General features: G+C 50.2%; 9 protein-coding genes and 1 tRNA gene. 4 read left to right on the forward strand and 6 right to left on the reverse strand.

All coding sequences use genetic code 11. The features are described from left to right. Nucleotides 1-20 precede the first annotated feature (20 nt). Together EHT25_RS04840 and EHT25_RS04845 are read left to right on the forward strand one after the other, a co-directional pair. Nucleotides 21-770, forward strand: coding sequence for an SDR family oxidoreductase (locus tag EHT25_RS04840; protein ID WP_124871448.1), 750 nt, complete (start codon nucleotides 21-23; stop codon nucleotides 768-770). A gap of 145 nt (nucleotides 771-915) precedes the next feature. Next, entirely contained in the window at nucleotides 916-1,260 is a 345-nt protein-coding gene (locus tag EHT25_RS04845; protein WP_124871451.1) for a hypothetical protein, read from the forward strand. A 261-nt stretch (nucleotides 1,261-1,521) separates the two neighbouring features. On the opposite strand, the gene EHT25_RS04850 is transcribed toward EHT25_RS04845, so the two are convergent. The 3 genes from EHT25_RS04850 to EHT25_RS04860 all read right to left on the reverse strand — a co-directional run bounded on the left by EHT25_RS04850 (nucleotide 1,522) and on the right by EHT25_RS04860 (nucleotide 3,087). Continuing rightward, nucleotides 1,522-1,722 carry a hypothetical protein gene (locus tag EHT25_RS04850; RefSeq protein ID WP_124871454.1) on the reverse strand — a complete coding sequence of 67 codons (201 nt, stop codon included), beginning with the start codon at nucleotides 1,720-1,722 and terminating at the stop codon, nucleotides 1,522-1,524. Nucleotides 1,723-2,409: 687 nt separating this feature from the next. Continuing rightward, on the reverse strand, nucleotides 2,410-2,679 hold the full coding sequence (locus tag EHT25_RS04855) for a hypothetical protein (RefSeq protein WP_124871457.1): 270 nt from the start codon (nucleotides 2,677-2,679) through the stop codon (nucleotides 2,410-2,412). A 336-nt stretch (nucleotides 2,680-3,015) separates the two neighbouring features. Next, nucleotides 3,016-3,087 (reverse strand) — tRNA-Glu (locus tag EHT25_RS04860). Nucleotides 3,088-3,276: 189 nt separating this feature from the next. Between EHT25_RS04860 and EHT25_RS04865 the strand changes: the two genes are divergently transcribed. Then, on the forward strand, nucleotides 3,277-5,853 hold the full coding sequence (locus tag EHT25_RS04865) for a M14 metallopeptidase family protein (protein ID WP_124871460.1): 2,577 nt from the start codon (nucleotides 3,277-3,279) through the stop codon (nucleotides 5,851-5,853). 131 nt (nucleotides 5,854-5,984) lie between these two features. On the opposite strand, the gene EHT25_RS04870 is transcribed toward EHT25_RS04865, so the two are convergent. From EHT25_RS04870 to EHT25_RS04880, 3 genes are all read right to left on the reverse strand, one after another. Further along, entirely contained in the window at nucleotides 5,985-8,831 is a 2,847-nt protein-coding gene (locus EHT25_RS04870; protein WP_124871463.1) for a putative Ig domain-containing protein, read from the reverse strand. Between the two features lie 393 nt (nucleotides 8,832-9,224). Continuing rightward, nucleotides 9,225-11,942 (reverse strand): putative Ig domain-containing protein, encoded by a 2,718-nt coding sequence (locus EHT25_RS04875; protein WP_124871465.1) that lies wholly within the window; start codon nucleotides 11,940-11,942, stop codon nucleotides 9,225-9,227. A gap of 256 nt (nucleotides 11,943-12,198) precedes the next feature. Continuing rightward, nucleotides 12,199-16,125, reverse strand: a complete 3,927-nt coding sequence (locus EHT25_RS04880; protein ID WP_185731281.1) for a hybrid sensor histidine kinase/response regulator transcription factor — start codon at nucleotides 16,123-16,125, stop codon at nucleotides 12,199-12,201. 182 nt (nucleotides 16,126-16,307) lie between these two features. On the opposite strand from EHT25_RS04880, the gene EHT25_RS04885 reads away from it, so the two are divergent. Further along, on the forward strand, nucleotides 16,308-18,518 hold the full coding sequence (locus EHT25_RS04885; RefSeq protein WP_124871471.1) for a DUF5916 domain-containing protein: 2,211 nt from the start codon (nucleotides 16,308-16,310) through the stop codon (nucleotides 18,516-18,518). Nucleotides 18,519-18,540: the final 22 nt, after the last annotated feature.

Consider the following 18,540-nt stretch of genomic DNA (forward strand, 5'->3'; position numbering starts at 1 on the left):
AACTATCTACTTATCCACTTATGCAAACTGTAATTGTGACTGGAGGAGCGCAGGGAATCGGGCGCGTAACAACTCAATATTTACTGACCCACGGATACCGGGTCGCCATTTGGGAAAACGACGCCGAAGCATTGGAAGAGTTTAGTGAAACCATGAAATCGTCGAACTCCAAGGCATTGGTCCTCAACTGTGACATCACGTCCGAAACCGCCGTTAAAAATGCCGTCAAGTCAACCATTGAGCGCTTCGGACAGATCAACCACCTGATCAACAATGCCGCCATTCAGATCGAAAAACCCCTCGAACGGTTTTCGCTCGACGACTGGAACAAAGTCATTAGTGTCAATCTGACCGGCACGTTCCTCTGCTCCAAATATAGCGCTCCGCACCTCATCGAACAACAGGGAAGCATTGTCAATCTGTGTTCTACGCGCGCTTTTCAATCAGAACCGGAAACGTTTGCGTATTCGGCTTCCAAAGGCGGCATCTTCGCCCTGACGCATTCACTGGCCGTAAGCTTGGGCCCGGATGTTCGGGTTAACAGCATTAGTCCGGGGTGGATCGATGTCGGTGCCCTGAAGAAAAAAGGCAAAGCCCGCAATGAAACACTGCGCCCCGAAGATCATACGCAGCATCCGGCTGGCCGGGTCGGACAAGCGGATGACATTGCCCGCATGATTCTATTTTTAATCAATGATTCCAACTCATTTATTACGGGACAGAATTTCACGGTCGATGGCGGAATGTCGCGTAAAATGATCTACGTCTGACCTCAACAATTCGTTCACAGTCAGCCACTTAAAAAACAATTTAAAAAAAATTAGTAACAAGTATTTTTTTAGTATAATTACTTATGTATTTTTACGCAACGATCTGATCATTTACGACCAGCTCGCCATTATCGTGGTTGCACGCATGGCCGACAATAAGGATATCAACTTACCAAATCACACGGTGATTGAAGCCCGCTGGCTGTCGATGGTCAATGAAATCCAGCAACAACATAATGTTTTGATCGACCTGATTGAAAAGCTGGAGCAAAATCCGGCTACGGATCAGCGAACCATTTACCAGCTAACCGTGCTGCAGCAACACGTTCTGGATACGCTCAACCACCTGCTCGCCGAGTCGCTGGCCGACAGCGAACCGGTTGCGCCGTCGCAGCTTTCCGAACGATTTAAGAAGAAGCATACCCATAGTCAGGTCCTGGTTCAGCTAAAAAAGGAGATCGACCGCGAGCTAGCCAGCCTTACTACATAGAATTTTCTGTGAACAAGGCCTTATCAATCAGCCAATTTCTCTGTCAACCTATATTATTTTCTCCGTTCTACCGTAACAACTCTCTGTTCTACCAAAATTGACCCCGACTCTTCAAAGTCGGGGTTTTATTTTTAGTTTTCCGGGAAAACCGCAGACCTACCTACCGTAACATCTTATACGTCCGAAGCGCAGCCCAACCTTCCCGATTAACGAAAAGTTTAAGCTGCGCTTTTACATTTCAGTCCCTCGAATTAGCGGTTTTTATACGGGCTCAATCTTGATTTTATTCGGGTCATAATCATCCCCAACATTTACTTCAATCCATTCTTCCAACTGCATAAGGGCCCCTTCTTCGCCATAAGCAGTGTAAATTCGGCTTGCCAACCAGGTGCCGTCTTTTCCGTAAACAGTGCATTTGAATTTTTTCCTGTTTAATGTTCCTCGCATTGTTTTCAGTTCCATAAATGTGATCATTAATAGTCCAGAGAAATGGGTTAACGCAATTTTTGCCGCCAGGCCTAAAGGTAACGATGTCGCAGATGTGGCCCCTTGCCAGTTGGGTCGAGCTGGCTTCAATCAAGACCAAATCGCTGTCATTTCCTTCCTTTTTTCTACAACCTGATAGCTTCAGTGTATCGAATAAATAAGCAGGTTTATCAGGCACTTGGATTAGCCGAAATCAAACCGGTTTTGCTCCATCGACTAAAAAATCGTCAGAATCCTGATGTTTTCTTAAGCCAATGTGATTTAGGTGTAATTTTAAAAAAGCAATAATCGAACCAACCCGACTCTTATTCTTTATATATTTTCTTCATATATCCCCATTTAGATCGGAATTTATCATTCGGTGTCATTCTATTTTGTTACTGATTATATTTATACGTATACAAATCCTATTCAAAATTCATACCGGAAATCGGAGTTTGCCTGACAATTTTCCAGACTGCATCAGCTAACCTGAAGGTTATACGATTGCCCGTTGGCAAAGTATTATAAACGATAAATTCCATCGAAATGGTAGTCCAATATTAGGAAGCAATTTCAGCAACGAGCTTATTTTAAACTGAAAGCACAATCATCCAATACGAAATAATCGGGAAAAGGACCGCGAGCAATCGGGTTGGTTCGATCAGATAAAAACCGCTGACCTCATCGGCTAACGTTGTTATTGGGTAAATCTCTTTTTTGCAAAAGTTTGCCCTGATTGATCAACTCCTGATACGTAAAATCCTCATTTCGGACATCATTGATTTCATTTTCCACAATCGCCCGCTGAAACGCCGATTGGCTAACTGAATCGGCGTTTTGTTTCAACACTTCCGTATAATTCTCTTTGCTGTATTTCTTGTCCAAGGGGTCACAACCGAGGAAGGAAAAGGAGATAAAAATCATTGCGAAGAACTGAATCGACTTTTTCATGGTGATCAAAAATCGGGAGTTGATGAATAACGCACTCGAATACTACCCGAATTGAATTCCAATTGTTTGTCATTCAAGTTTAAAAACCGTCTTTTTCCGATCAACCCTTCAATAACGGTTTCCGGCGTCCCTTTTTTCCTGGTCGGCGGAGTGAGGCAAGTAGAGGGGCAGAGCAGCCGAGCCATTCCAGCCCTCCCGTTCGGCATCGGGTACGTTTCGGATTATTATTAAAAAAACTTTTTCAGGAAGTCCATAATTTTCCACTCCCCGCCCCAAAAACCGGCCATTTTTTCCAAAAAAATAACCCCGACAAAAAAATGTCGGGGTTATCGGAGGTGACCAATACGGGAATCGAACCCGTGTTTCAGCCGTGAAAGGGCCGCGTCCTAACCGCTAGACGAATCGGCCATATCCAACTTTCAGTTGGTTAGTCGCTCATTTGCTAACCCTGATTCTGAAATTGTGGTGCAAAGATACGGCTAATTTTGATTGCTGCAAATCTGAGATTAAAAAAAATCATTTTTCTTTCGATCAGTGGTCATTTCGGGTTTCGGCTTATTTTTGGGGATTGCCCGATAAATTCATTATTTGCACTTCATGAAACGACTCTCCTTGCTCGGTCTGTGCGTCCTGGCGGCATTGACCACATTCGCCCAAACGACCTTACAACACCCCGATCAATTCTTAGGATATCCCATCGGCAAGCGGTTTTCACCCCACCACCGCGTGCTGGCCTACGCCGAATACGTAGCCCGGCAACTGCCCAGCCGGGTTAAATTGATTCCCTACGGGACCACGTTCGAAGGTCGTCAATTGCTGGCGGTTGTGGTGGCTTCGGAAAAAAACATGGCACGACTGGAAGACATCCAAACCAGCCACCTCAAACGAATTGGGCTGGGAACTACCGCTACCGCACCTTCCTCTCCCGCCAATGCCTTGCAACCGCCCATTGCCTGGTTGAGTTACAATGTGCACGGCAATGAAGCCATTAGCTCGGAAGCCTTCATGCTGGTGCTGCACGACTTACTCAATTCATCGAATGCAGTTTCGCAGAAAATACTGGCTAATGCCGTCGTCATTCTTGACCCTTGCCTGAACCCAGATGGCCACGACCGCTACGTCAACTGGTATAACCAGATGAGCGGAGTCAACCCCGATCCGACACCGATGGCCCGCGAACACAGCGAGCCCTGGCCGGGCGGGCGTTATACGCATTACCTGTTCGATCCCAACCGCGACTGGGCCTGGCAAACGCAGGAAATCACCCGGCAACGCATGGCGCTTTATCAGCAATGGATGCCGCACCTGCACGGCGATTTTCACGAAATGGGGCCGGAAAGCCCGTATTATTTTGCGCCTTCTGCCCGCCCCTACCACGAGGACATCACGCCCTGGCAACGGGAATTTCAGCAAATTATCGGACAGTACAATACCCGGTATTTTGATAAAAACGGCTGGTTGTATTTCACCCGGGAAAATTACGATCTGTTTTACCCGAGTTACGGCGACACCTGGCCGACCTATAACGGCGCCATCGGCATGACTTTCGAACAGGGCGGTGGCGGCCGGGCCGGGCTGGCTTACCGCAAAAACGACGGCGACACCCTTACGCTTCGTGAACGCATCGATCACCATTATACGGCCAGTTTTGCCACGCTCGAATCGGTAGCGGACCGTCCGGACGACATTGTAAAAAATTTCAACAGTTTTTTTGACAAGGCCCAATCCAATCCGGTGGGTGATTTCAAAAGCTACATCATCAAAACCGCTAACGACGATGGACGGGTTGCGGCCCTGCGGAAGCTGCTCGACAACAACCAGATCCGGTACGGTCTAGCCGGAAAATCGCAGAAGCTAATCGGTTTTAACTACCAAACCCAAAAGAACGACGCCGTAACGACCGACAGTGGAGATCTGGTGATCAGTGCCTATCAACCGAAGTCAACGCTGCTGAAAATTCTTTTTGAGCCGAAATCGACACTGGAAGATTCGGTGACGTACGACATTACGTCCTGGTGCATTCCGTATGCTTATGGGTTGAAAGCCTACGGTTTAAAAGAAAAACTGAACCCGGTTCCATACGCCAGTCCGGCAGTAGCCGCTCCTTCAATCACCGAAACCGGTGGTCCCCGCCCCTATGCTTATCTGGTGCGCTGGCAGTCGGCACAGGATGTCCAGTTTCTGGCCGGATTGATGAAGAACAAGGTCCGGATTCGGGTGGCCGAGCGGGCGTTTAAACAGAGCAATCAGGTGTATGACGCCGGCACACTCATTATTACCCGGTCCGGTAACGAACGACTGGGCGAGCGGTTTTACCAGCTTGTTCAGCAGGAAGCCAGCAAACGCAGCATCCGGCTTATTCCGGCCACGACCGGTTTTGTGGCCGAAGGTTCAGATTTTGGTTCGGGTAGCGTTTTCTCGCTCAAAAATCCTCGGGTAGCGGTTATTTCCGGGGATGTCACCTCGCCCACCTCCATGGGTGAAGTATGGCATTATTTTGACCAGGAACTCGATTATCCGCTGACACTGATTGACGCCAATACGCTCCCGAATGTCTCCCTTGCCGAAATCGATGTGCTGATTATGCCGCAGGGGTACGGATATGGCAAAATTATGAACGATCGGCTGATGACCAAGTTAAAAGACTGGGTTCAGGCAGGCGGAAAATTGATCGCGATGGAGCGCGTCACTTCTTATTTTGCCGACAAAACCGATTTCGGATTGAAGAAAAAACTCAGCAAACCGGAACCCAAAAAAGAGAAACCGGATCGAAAATCGGATGCCGATGCGGATGAAACACTAAAACAATACGGAGAGCGCGAACGGGAAGCGGTTTCGGAAGAAACGCCGGGAAGTGTGTACCGCGTGGACCTCGACCGCTCACATCCGCTGGCATTTGGGTACCCCAACGGTTATTTTGCGCTCGTTCAAACGGTTTACGATTACGATTTCCTTAAAGAAGGCTGGAATGTCGGCTATTTAAAAAAGGATAATTACGTAGCCGGTTTTGTGGGAAAAAACGCGAAATCCAAACTAAACGATACGCTCTTGTACGGCGTTCAGGAACTGGGCCGGGGCAGCATTGTCTACATGATGGACAATCCACTTTTCCGGGGGTTCTGGTACAACGGAAAGCTGCTGTTTGGCAATGCGGTTTTCATGGTGGGAAATTAAAAGTTGATTGACGATTGACCACTGACGATTGACCGGAGATTTCAACATGCCTTGGCATTGCTCTCTTATCTATCGTCAATGGTCAATATAGTCAATCGTCAATCGTCAATCGTCAGTGGTCATCGTCAATTTTACGGTTTCACCACTTTCAGCGTGCGGCTGAGGCCGTTGGCAGTTACTTTCAGGAAGAACAAACCGGATGGGTGAGCCGAAAGACCAAAGCTTTGACGCTCTACTTCGGCGGCTTTTTCGATCTGGCGTTCACCAATGATCCGGCCCTGAAGGTCGCTTAAGGCAAACCCGAGCGGCTGTCCGCCAACTCCGCGAACCTCCACAGTTACCTGATCTTTCACCGGATTCCCCAGAAGCACCACGTTCAGATTTTCTACCGATTCGGCCGACAGACGAACGGGTGCCGACGAACACTGCAGCATCTTTCCGGAGTCTTTCAGGTCGTACGTACTGCCCTGAACCCGCGCGCGGATGGCCCGGTTAACGTTGTCTTTCAAAGCAGACGGTACTTCGAAACTATAGGCATGGTAGCCATTTCCTTTCCCGGCATTTTTCAAATCAACCCGGTAGATATTCGCAACCGTACTACCCCAGACGGTGCCGTCCGTATAAAATTCAACGGTTAACGGCGTGTTCGGTTTCTTGCGATCCCAAACCCAGCCCCGAATGGTTCCGCATTCTACTTTATCCAGGAAGCCTTCAAACTCACCCGTTACCCCACCGGAAGAAGCCGGAGAAACCGTCAGATTAAAGCTTACACTGTTACTTGCACCACCGGCATCCGTAGCTTTGTACGTCAACACGAATGTTCCATCCTGAGTAGGAATTCCGGAAATTACCCGCGTCACTTCATCGATTGTCAACCCATTTGGCAAACCGGTCAAACCGTACGAAAGCGTGGTTCCTTCCGGATCCGTGAAAGCCACCAGGGTCGCTGAGAAAGGTACGCCGACCTGAGCGTCGAGCGGAGCAATTATCACCGTCGGCGAAGGCGGTTTTGGCAACTGGTTTCCAGGGCTTGTGCCACTCGGCTGGCAAATGATGGCCTTCGGAGAATCTTTCAGAAAGAAGGTGCCATTGGCGATCCGGGCCGAAAGGTAGTGCGACTGGTTATCTTTTACCGATTCAGGAATTGAGAAGAGGAACGCGTGTTTACCATTTCCTTTCCCTGCTGTGACCAGATCCTGACGCAACACATCGGCAGGAATCGTAGCAATCACATTGGGACCATCCAGAATATCGACCAGAATAGGCGTGTTGATTTTGTTTTTATCCCAGGCCCAACCCCGGAACGTTGAACAATCGGCACCGTAGATATAACCGTCGAAATTACCAACTGCCGTACCGGGCGTTACGATAACCGTGGCACTTCCAGCCGGGCTAACGCAGCTTCCAACTGTGCAGGTAGCCGAATACGTCAGGGTTGCCGTAGCATTCGTGGGCACTGTAATGCTCCGCTTACCATCGCCGGCACCATTCGGTCCCGACCAGGCAATGGTTCCCGATTCGCAGCCAGTAATGGTCAACGATACAAACGGCGTGTTCTGAATAACGGAAATTGAACTTTGGCCACCCATCGAAATAACCGGAGCCGACGGATTTTCATTCACAGAAAGCACAAATGCATCGGACCAAGCTTCTCCGCCCAAACCGTTGACTTTACAGTAATACGAATCCGAATCGGATGGTTGAACGTTCGTCAGTGACAAGGTCGCTGAGGTTTGCCCGTCTACCAGCGTTCCCGATGTACTGGCTTCACCTTTATACCATTGGTACGTCAATTCGTCACCCAGCGCCGTAATGGTGGAGGACACATTACTTCCCTGACAAACCGTCGATGAAGCCGGAGTGGGTTGTTGATCGATGGCGGTTGCCGAGTAAATATCAACCCGCGACGTAGAACCGCCATCTAACAATCCTTCGAATCCAGCGGCAAAAAGTGCTTTATTTCCCACACTGGCAGAAGCCAGATCTTTCCGTTTCTTGGAGAGATTATCCGTTGACCAGCTTTGAGTTGTCAGGTCAAATACATCCACGGTTGTCACCGATTCCGTAAAAATCGTATTAACTACGGCTTCACCACCGGCAAAAAATACTTTATCACCAACGGTCGTAGCGGTCAAATACCCTCTTTTTTTGGATAGAGTAGTCTGCGACCATTCCCCTGAATTAAGGTCATAAATATCAACTCGATCCGAATAGTCCAGAACGCCCTTGATACCACCCGCAAAATACACTTTGCCCCCGGCAGCCACAGCAGCCAAGCCGGCCCGGGCCTGAGAGAGATCAGCGGTTGACCAATTACCCGTTGCCACATCGTAGATATCTACTCGTTTCGAATAACTTAGTAATCCCTTGACACCACCCGCAAAAAAGATTTTTCCCCCGGCGGCAACTCCCGCCAATTCGGAACGGGCCTCCGAAAGTTGGGCCGTCGACCAGTTTTTATCCACGAGATCATAAATGTCGATGGTTTTGGTCGGTTGCAAGGTTTTAATAAACTGCCCCTGCAGACTAAGCCCACCTGCAAAAATTACCTTACGACCTCCATAGCCAGAAGCCAGCCGGGAACGGCTTTCGGACAGATTGGCCGATGTTGAGCTAACTCCTGTGGAAACCGAATAAATGTCGACTCGCTTGGAAAGCCCTTTCTCGTCATAGCTGCCTCCACCCGCAAAAAAAACCGAGTCAGGAGAAGCCGTCGCCGTTAGTGCTCCACGTTTTTCGGAAAGAGCTGTGGTAGACCACGCGCCGGTAGAAACCGTGTAAATGTCGACCTTATTGGATGCTTCCGCCCCTTCGAAACCGCCCCCAAAAAAGGCTTTGCCACCGGCACTGGTTCCGGCCAGCTTATTTCGGCTTTGACTGACAGCGGACGTGGTCCATTGAGCGGTTGCGTCTGAAATACTCAGCAACCAGAGTGAAAACAGCCCAATAAATTGGGCAAAAAGGAGAACTTTTTTCATGTGTAAAAAAAGGGTTATAGTGAAACAGGTAAAAAAAGAAAGGCCAGCCTGAATCAGAATGACCAGGTTGGGTAATCAGACAAAAAAGAAACTTAGGTTGGGTAAATTTTTCGGTCAATGACCAACGATTCTTCGACCATAAGGTGGTCGACTGCGGAAAGTGGAAGGATTAATGTAAGCATTGGGCTTCTTAATTAACGGACAGGAATAGGATTTACCACTGCAAAATATGATCAAAATTTATAATAATGCTAATAATAAGTTAAATCATATGAAAAAAATGGTTACTTAAAGTTTTTTACTCATAAAAAAACCGGCAAACTGTCCAATTTGCCGGTTTTAATCAATGTTATCAGTTATTACTCAGGCATTTAAATTTTTACCGCCATATAATCAATTAGTCTTTACTATTTTCACCATCCTGATTTGGAATGGTGTGGAAACCCGAAGCAAGAGTATGCCCGGAATCAGACGTCTGACATCGAATTGACGTTGGTCAATCGAATTGGCTGTTTCAACTCTTTCCTCTAAAAGTTCCCGCCCCTGGCTATCCAATAACGTCAACTGTACCGGCAGCCCTCCAACTCCCCGAACCTCCACCTGAATTACCTCAGAAACCGGATTTCCCAAAACCGTAACCTGAAGTTCGTCCGACACCTCGGCTGAAAACCGGCTGCCTGACGGACACAGCAGCGGTTTTCCGGAATCTTTCAACACATACGTGCTGCCCTGAATTCGGGCACTAATCGCGCGGGTTGTACCATCTTTTAATGCCTGAGGTACCTCAAAGCTGTAGGCATGAACCCCGTTCCCTTTCCCGGCGTTCTTCAGATCGACACGGTAGATGTTCGCCACCGTGCTGCCCCAAACGGTACTACCCGAATAAAACTCCACGGTGACCGGTGCGTTGGGCTGATTACGATCCCAAACCCAGCCCCGGATTGTACCGCATTCCACTTTGTCTAAATAGCCCTCAAAATTCCCGCTGACGGTCGTCGTCGAAGCCGGATTAACCGTCAGCGGGAAGCTTACAGAGTTGGTCAATCCGCCCCCATCGGTCGCCGAATACGCCAGCACAAAGGTGCCCGACTGGGTCGGTGTACCACTGATGATTCGGGTGCTGGCGTTGATTGACAAACCGTCGGGCAAACCGCTCAGGGCGTAGGTCAATGCAGTACCCTCAGGATCAGTGAAGGCCACTAATGTTCCGGAGAATGGTACGTTGACCTGAGCCATCAGGGGAGCGACCAAAATAGAAGGTGTAGGTGGCACCGGTGCCTTATTGGCGGGTGAGCTGCTGCCCTGACATACGAGGGCTTTGGGCGAATCTTTCAGGAAAAAACTGCTTCCGGCGACGCGGGCCGAGAGTTGGTGAGGCAAACCGTCTTTCAACGATTCGGGAATGGGAAAACTGAAGGCGTGTTTGCCGTTGCCCTTTCCGGCGATTTGCAGGTCCTGCCGAAACACATCGGCCATTAGCATGGTGACGACAACCGGACCATCCAGAATATCGATCGAAATGGGCGTATTGACTTTATTCCGATCCCAGGCCCAGCCCCGGAACGTGGAACAATCGGCCCCGTAGACAAAGCCATCGAAGCTGCCGCTGATCAAACCCGGCACAATCGAAACGGTAGTTGAACCGGGGTCGGAAACGCAACTGCCAATGCTACAGGTGGCTGAGTAAACCAGTGTCGCCGTCGCTGAAGTGGGAATCGTAATACGGGTTCCGGTACCGCTGGTGTTGTTCGGCCCTTTCCAACTCAGGTTCCCGGTTTCACACCCCGTGATCGTCAACGAGACAGAGGGGGTATTTTGAATAATCGGTAAGGTAATCGACGGAGGCAGACTCAGCACCGGTACAGGTAAGGGACTTCCCTGAAATTCCAGAGCACCGATGTCTATGCGGCCATTGTTGTAAAACCGGGGATTGCTCTCCAGATCGGTGGCACCGCTGGTTGCTGTCGTGCTCGTCGGATCGCCCGCGTTAATCGCTGGCGAACAGGTTCGGAGTTGCCGGTCAGTATCGCTGACAAAGGGCGAGGTAGTGGGCGTCAGGTTGGTATTCCCTTCGAGGCCCGTTACTGTTTCTTCGAACAAATTATACTGAGCCGTGACGGTTGGGGCATTATCATTGAAAATAGTATTTGCCCCACCGTTGTTCCAGAACAGGCTGTTAACGACCGTCAGGTCTAATGTCCCAAAAGCTCTGAAATTATAGATCGCTTCCCCGCGTATATCTGCTGAATTGTTGACAAACGTGCAATTGATCAGCTGGGGGTGCAGTATCCCCTCGTTATTTCCGCTTAAATTCATCATTCCTCCTCCCATGCCCTCCATTACACTATTTCCTAAAAATTCACAGTTAATGAATCGGGGGCTGCCACTTGAATTATCTTCACTCAGGTTATATACACCACCACCAGATCCACTGTAACCCGTCAGCTCGGCCCGATTGGCAATAAAACTACAATTGATAAATTCCGGATCAGAATCCTTCGCCTTGCTTATATTGTAAAGACCGCCCCCATAACGAGCCTTGTTGTTCAGAAAACAACAATACCGGATGATTGGACTGCCATCCGAGTTGTAAATACCTCCGCCACCACCCCCATCCGAATTACCCCCGGTAATCAAAAAGCCATCCAGTACCGCAGTGGAAGTCAACGAGGCATTAAAAAGCACATGAAAGGAATTGTCGGCGATCCCGGGCTCACCAATATTACCACTCAATGTCGTGCTTGAAGGCGCACTGAGCGTAATCGGCGGTCGCGCACTCAGGGCGCTTTCATCGCCCACAAAGCCTCCGTAAATTGCCACATGATCCTTCATGGCAAAGGAGAGGAATCGGTCTGTTCCCGTAGTGGGTTTATAAATCCCCTGGGCTACCCAGACCTCCACCACCTTATCCTGATTGGCCTGCCAATACGTACTGGCAGCATTGATGGCGGTTTGCAAATTCGTGCCAGGGTAGGCATTCAGCCAGTCGGAGCCGTTCTGGGAGCCCGCTCCGTTTTGGGTAACGTAAAAAACAATGGGTTGGCTAAAGGCAACCTGTGTTCCAAAAAGCAGCACCAGCAGCCAAAGGTAAATTCGAAGAAGTGATTTCATAAGATACAGGAAATTGATGGGGTTAAATAGACCTCAAAGGTCTGTTTCCGTACCCAAACCGATTGTTAATCCTGTGCCAAACTCCTGTTAATCCTGTGCCAAGTAGCCTTTCGAGGGGTTTCTTAGATAAAAAAGGGGTTGTTTCGCGGAGTTAAGCGGAGCAAAGAGAGTTAAGCAGAGTTTATTACTAATTTCTTCGCTTAACTCTTTTCTTCTCCGTTTAACTCCGCGAAACAACCTTTCACACTCATTCATATCAGGATTCAGCAAATTCGGTGGGCGTCATGCGGTAAAGTTCACGGAAGCAGCGGGTAAAGTAGGAATGACTTTCAAAGCCCACCATCGTTGCAGTTTCCGAAGGTGAATACCCCTGACGAAGCAGCTGGGATCCGCGCTTCAAGCGATAATTGCGGATGAACTGATTGGCCGGTAATCCGGTGAGTGCTTTCAATTTCCGGTATAAATTAGTCCGGCTTAATCCGGAAAGCTCGGCCAGTTCGTCAACCCCAAAACCTGAATCATCGAGGGCGGTTTCGAGCAATTGATAAACTTTGCCCAGAAAAGGATCGACGGTTTCGGTAACAGGAAGCGTTACGAGGGTAACCGGACTGAGCAGGGACGCCTTCACCTTTTCCCGCACCAGCCGACGTTGTTCGAGCAGATTTCGAACCCGCAATTGCAATTCGGAAACCAGAAACGGTTTGGTGATGTAGTCGTCCGCCCCCAGCGAAAGTCCTTCCAGGCGGTTTTCCGTCGAGGATTTCGCCGTGAGCAGAATCACCGGAATATGACTCGTAGCCTCATCAGCCTTGATTTTTCGGCACAATTCCAACCCGTCCATCACCGGCATCAGGACGTCGGAAATGATCAGTTCAGGCATCCGTTCCGTGGCCACCTGAAGCCCTTCGGCCCCATTAGCCGCCCGAAGAATGCGATAGGAAGATGGCAAACTCCCGATGATGAAATCGGCCAGTTCGTCGTTGTCTTCCACCAGCAACAGCTCCGTGTGCTCCTCAGCGTTCGGGTTGGCAGGCTCCTTGCGGTCAAACGCCCGTTCCACGTGGCTGAAATCGGTATGAACCGGTTCCATCAGGGACGAAACCGCTGATTGCGACTCCGGAACGTCTGTTTTTTCGTCGGCTTTCACCCGGCGATAGGGCAGAAAAACCGTCACGGACGTACCCGAACCGACCTCACTCTCCATCGCAATCCGCCCTTGTTGCAGTTGAACCAGTTCGTTGACCAGCGCCAATCCAATTCCCGTACCTTCGTAACCCCGCGTCGAGGAAGGATCGACCTGGTAAAACCGTTCAAATATCGCCGATAACTGTTCTTTCGGAATCCCGATTCCAGTATCCGAAACCCGGATGACAAACTCCGATGCTTTCGGCGTTATCGATCTGTATTCCAGGACAATACCAATCTGCCCGCCTTCCGGTGTAAATTTCAATGCATTGGCAAGCAGGTTGTAAACAATACGTTCCAGCAACGAGGGGTCAAACACAAACATACCGGTTTTCTGATCCTGGAACGTCAACCGGATGGATTTCCGATCGGCAGCTTCCTGAAACCTCCTGACCACCTGCTCAACCACCTCGCCCGGACTCCCAACCCGTTCTTCAACTTTCATGGCCTGGGCGTCCAGTTTCGACAACTCCATCAACTGGTTAATCAGTTGATGGAGTTGTTGGGCATTTTTATGGACGGATGTCAACCGGCGGATGTATTGGGTGCCTTCCAATTCACTGATCAATCCTTCCATCGGCGACAGAATCAGCGTCAGGGGCGTTCGAAACTCGTGGGTAATATTGGTAAAAAACCGGGTTTTCATCTCCACTTCCCGCTGCTTTAGCTCGACCGATTGCCGGAGTTGGAGCCGGTTGCGGTAGATCCGCAGCAACACGTAGAACAGACTGATCAGCAGCAAGCTATACAGGACATAAGCCCACCAGGTAGCCCACCAGGGCGGCCGAATCGTAATGTCGAGTCGGCGAACCACCCGGCTCCAGATTCCGGATGTGTTGGAGGCATTCACCAAAAACCGGTAATGACCGGGTTGCAAGTCCGTGTATACCGCAACGGGTCGTTCCGACAGTATCCAGCCCTCATCCAATCCTTCCAGCTGGTACCGATACCGGTTTTTTTCGGCTTTGTTAAACTGCAAAGCGGCAAACTCCAGATTCAGGAAGTTCTGGTTGTAAGGCAGGTTCAGCGATAGAAGTGCCTGTTCGGGGAAATCCCCCATCGGAGAGTCAGTACCGGGCTTAATTGTCCGGTTATTAATCTGAATGCCGGTCAGTTCCACGGCAGGCTGATAGGGATCATTCGTAATCCGGTCGGGATAAAAAGCGGTAATTCCTTCCAATCCACCCATCAGTATCCGCCCGCCGGGAAGCTGCAAAAAATGAAACCGGTTGAATTCATCGGCGAGAATACCGTCCTGTGTCGTATAATTCTGTACCTGCAACGTCCGACGATTCAGCCGGCCAATTCCTTTGTTGGTACCGATCCAGATGCTTCCACGCCGATCCGGAATGGCGGAATAGACGACATTGTTGGGCAAACCGTCCGCAATGGTAAACCGCCGACATTGCCCCGTCCGTTTGTCGAACCGGCCCAGTCCACTGCCGAATGTCCCCAACCAAAGTAGATTCGGATCGAGGGGATCGGCAAACAGACAGAACAGCGCATCGCTGTTCAACGAAGCCGGATTTCGGGCATCGAACCCAAAGCGCCGGGTCTGTCCCGTTGCCCGATCGACGCGGTAAAGGCCATGGAACTCCGTAGCCAGCCACAAAGCCCGGTCATCGACAACCGCCTGCTGAATGTCTGATGCCACCGTAAACCGGAACGGAAACACCTGCCAGCGTTGTTGGCTTTCATCGAACCAAACCGCCTGTTTTTTGTAAACAGCCCAGATTCGGCCACTAGGATCAGCCGCTAACGGCACATACATACGTTCATCGGATTCGCCGGGTAAATGGGGTGGCGGGATGGTTTGAATCTGTTTTGTTTTCAGATCCAGGCGATAAAATGGCTGGCCCCGATTGAACCAGAGCCGTCCTTTCCCATCGACGGCATACCGAAAATGATACGAATCGGTGGAAGCTGAAAACCGGGGAACTTGCGATGCCGGTACACCTAACTGACCCATCAGCAAATCCGTACAAAAATCGACCCGGTACAGCGATCGTTCAAAACCCGTGGTCGACAGATCGTATTTCCGAACGCCCGCGCCGTTGGTACCGATCCACAACACATCCGAGCGATCGACAAAAACGCTCTTGGCGGTGATATCCTTCGTCAACGCCGGTAGTGGCTGCAATCCCGACTGCTCATTGACCCGAAAAATCTGATTATACCACAACAAATAATCATTGCCCCGGCTATCGGACGTAAACCGAGCCTCCCACCAGACGTCGTTTCCCAGGGGCGGAAGCGGAAAAACCCGGATTTGACCCGTTTTCGTGTGAAGGAGCGTGAGATGCCGCCGGGAATGAATCAGCAGATCGCCGTTTTTCCGGGCGTGCATCCGGCCCAGAATCGAGTCCGGCCACGAAACCGGCTTCCCGGATGCGAGCGGATAATGAATAAAGCGGTGCTCGTTTTCGTCAAATCGGTCGAGGCCACCATTTGACGCTACCCAGATAGTACCCCGACGGTCTTCCCTGACATCCCGAACCACATTGTTCCTAAGTGAATAAGGCTGTTTCGTGTGCCGGAACCAGCGGTAGCGGTTGGTCCGTAAATTCCAGCAAACCAGCCCATTATTGCGAAAAAGCAGCCAGACGCGGTTGCGACTATCGGGGTACAGATCCCACAGCGTATCTCGCCCGAAATGACGGCGGTAAAACGGTTCGCGGGTGATATTCCGGAACGTTTCCGTAGCCGGATCGAGCCGATCCATCTTGTTTTGTTCGCTCTTGATCCAGATGTATCCTTCGCGGTCAGGGGTTACATTGTAAACATCCGGAAACGAAAGAGCGGTTTTCGCCTGAGAGGCCACTTGAAAAACCCGAAACCGCTGGCCATCGTAGCGACACAGGCCATCGCGGGTGGCCATCCAGATAAATCCCTGCCGATCCTGCATGATGGATGACACAAACGCCTGGGGCAAGCCCTGCCGTTCGGTCAGGACTTCGGCAGGCGGCAATAAATTCGATTGGGCAACCACAGTTTGCATGGACAGCACCCCACACAAAAGCAACCCGATTAGCCGGAGCGGCCTCCCTAAATTAGGCCTGAAGAGTAGAAATGGCATGAAATCAATCCACAAAAAATACAGATACGATTTTAATCATCCCGCCGGGACTTGCCGTATCTTTGATTGTTTACTTTTGAAACCCACTAAAATAGCGAGCATTTGTGAGATTTTTCCGGTTGTTCCTGCCCTGCCTGATTTTTTGTACCTCCCTTCACGCCCAGAAGAAAAACGAATCTTATCAGTATCACATCCGCCAAACCGTCCCGACCGAACGGGCTCCTCACCTGAAAATCGATGGGGTAATGGATGAACAAGCCTGGCTGGAAGCCGAAACCGCTTCCAATTTTTACATGGTGTTGCCGATGGACACCAGTTATGCCAAACTGCGGACGGATGTGAAAATGACGTACGACCAGCAAAATCTGTACATCATTGCAGTCTGTTATTATGGCCGAAACCCGGATAGTTCGTTCATCAACCGCCCGTTTGTTCAATCGCTCCGGCGGGATTGGGAATTTGGCAAAAATGACAATTTCATTTTTTTCATGGACCCGTTCGACGACCAGACCAACGGTTTTACGTTCGGGGCCAACGCCGTCGGAGCGCAATGGGACGGTTTGCTGTACGAAGGCGGGAAAGCCAATTTGAGCTGGGACAACAAGTGGTATTCGGTCGTCAAAAATTACGAAGACCGGTACGTTTTTGAAGCCGCCATTCCTTTCAAAACCATTCGCTACAAAAAAGGAATCACCCGCTGGGGGATCAATTTCAGCCGCCAGGATCTGAAAACCACCGAAAAGTCGAGCTGGGCGCCCGTACCCCGGCAATTTCCGACGGCGTCGCTGGCTTACACCGGAACGATTGTCTGGGATCAGCCGCCACCGCAGGCCGGTTCCAACATCTCCCTGATTCCATACGCCCTCGGCGGATTGACCCGCGACTACGCCAATGATAAACCGAATGCGTACCGGGGCGACGTCGGTCTGGATGCCAAGGTGGCCGTCACCTCGTCGCTCAACCTGGATCTGACGGTAAACCCGGACTTTTCGCAGGTTGACGTTGATCAGCAGGTAACCAATCTCGACCGTTTTGAATTGTTTTTCCCGGAACGTCGGCAGTTTTTTCTCGAAAACGGTGACCAGATGTCCAACTTTGGTTACGCCAACATCCGGCCGTTTTTCTCCCGACGGATCGGCCTGGGCGTTCCCATCCGCTTTGGGGCCCGGCTCAGCGGCAAACTGAACAAAGACTGGCGGATTGGCGTCATGGACATGCAAACCGGGAAAGTCGATGCCACCGGTTTACCCGCCCAGAACTTTGCCGTTGTAGCCCTCCAGCGCCGAATTTTCTCGCGCTCCAACATCGGGGCCATATTCATCAACAAGGAATCGCTGAATTACGAACCGGGTGCGACCGAAGCCGGAAAATCGACGTATTCCAAATTCAACCGGAATTTCGGATTTGAATACAACCTGGCGTCGTCCAACAATACCTGGACAGGCAAAGCCATCGTTCTCAAATCGTTTGATCCCCAGAATTCGAACCGCAGCCTGGTTCATGCGGCCAATTTGCTCTACAGCACCCGCAAATGGATCGTGGGCTGGCAGCACGAATACGTCGGTAAAAATTATTCGGCAGAAGTCGGATACGTGCCGCGCCGGGGTTACATCAAGATCAATCCGACGGCCAGTTACATGCTGTTTCCGAAAGGTGGTTCCGTTCTCAGTCATGGTCCGCAAATCACCTCCTATTTTATATACGACGAAACCTTCCGAAAAACCGACAACGAAACGGTGGCCATGTACCAGACCACGTTCCGAACCAAGAGCGTTTTTGCGGTTTGGGCCGGTCATGATTACATCCGGCTTTTGCAGCCCTTTGATCCCACTAATTCCGGCCGGGATACATTGGCTCGCGGCACCGAACACCGCTGGAACGCCGTGGGGATGGATTACATTTCAAAACCACAAAGTGTCTTTACGTATTCATTCTCAGGTCGATACGGAGGTTATTACGCCAACGGCACCCGCCTGAATCTGATTACGGCCCTGGGCTATCGGTTTCAGCCGTTTGTGAGTTTGGCCGTGAGTGCCAATTACAACGACATCCGAATTCCCGAAACCCATTCCAGCGTAAAATTCTGGCTGGTTGGCCCGCGCATCGACCTGACGATGACCAATAAACTATTTTTCACCACCTTCGTGCAGTACAATGAACAAGCCAAAAATGTCAATCTGAATACCCGGTTTCAATGGCGCTATGCACCGGCTTCCGATCTGTTTATTGTCTACACGGATAATTACCTACCCGGTTCGTTAACGGTTAAAAACCGGGCGCTGGTGCTGAAGCTGACCTATTGGTGGAACGTATAGTTAACATTCTAAAAACAAATGC

It is taken from the genome of Larkinella rosea (assembly GCF_003858635.1).
Classification (GTDB): domain Bacteria; phylum Bacteroidota; class Bacteroidia; order Cytophagales; family Spirosomataceae; genus Larkinella; species Larkinella rosea.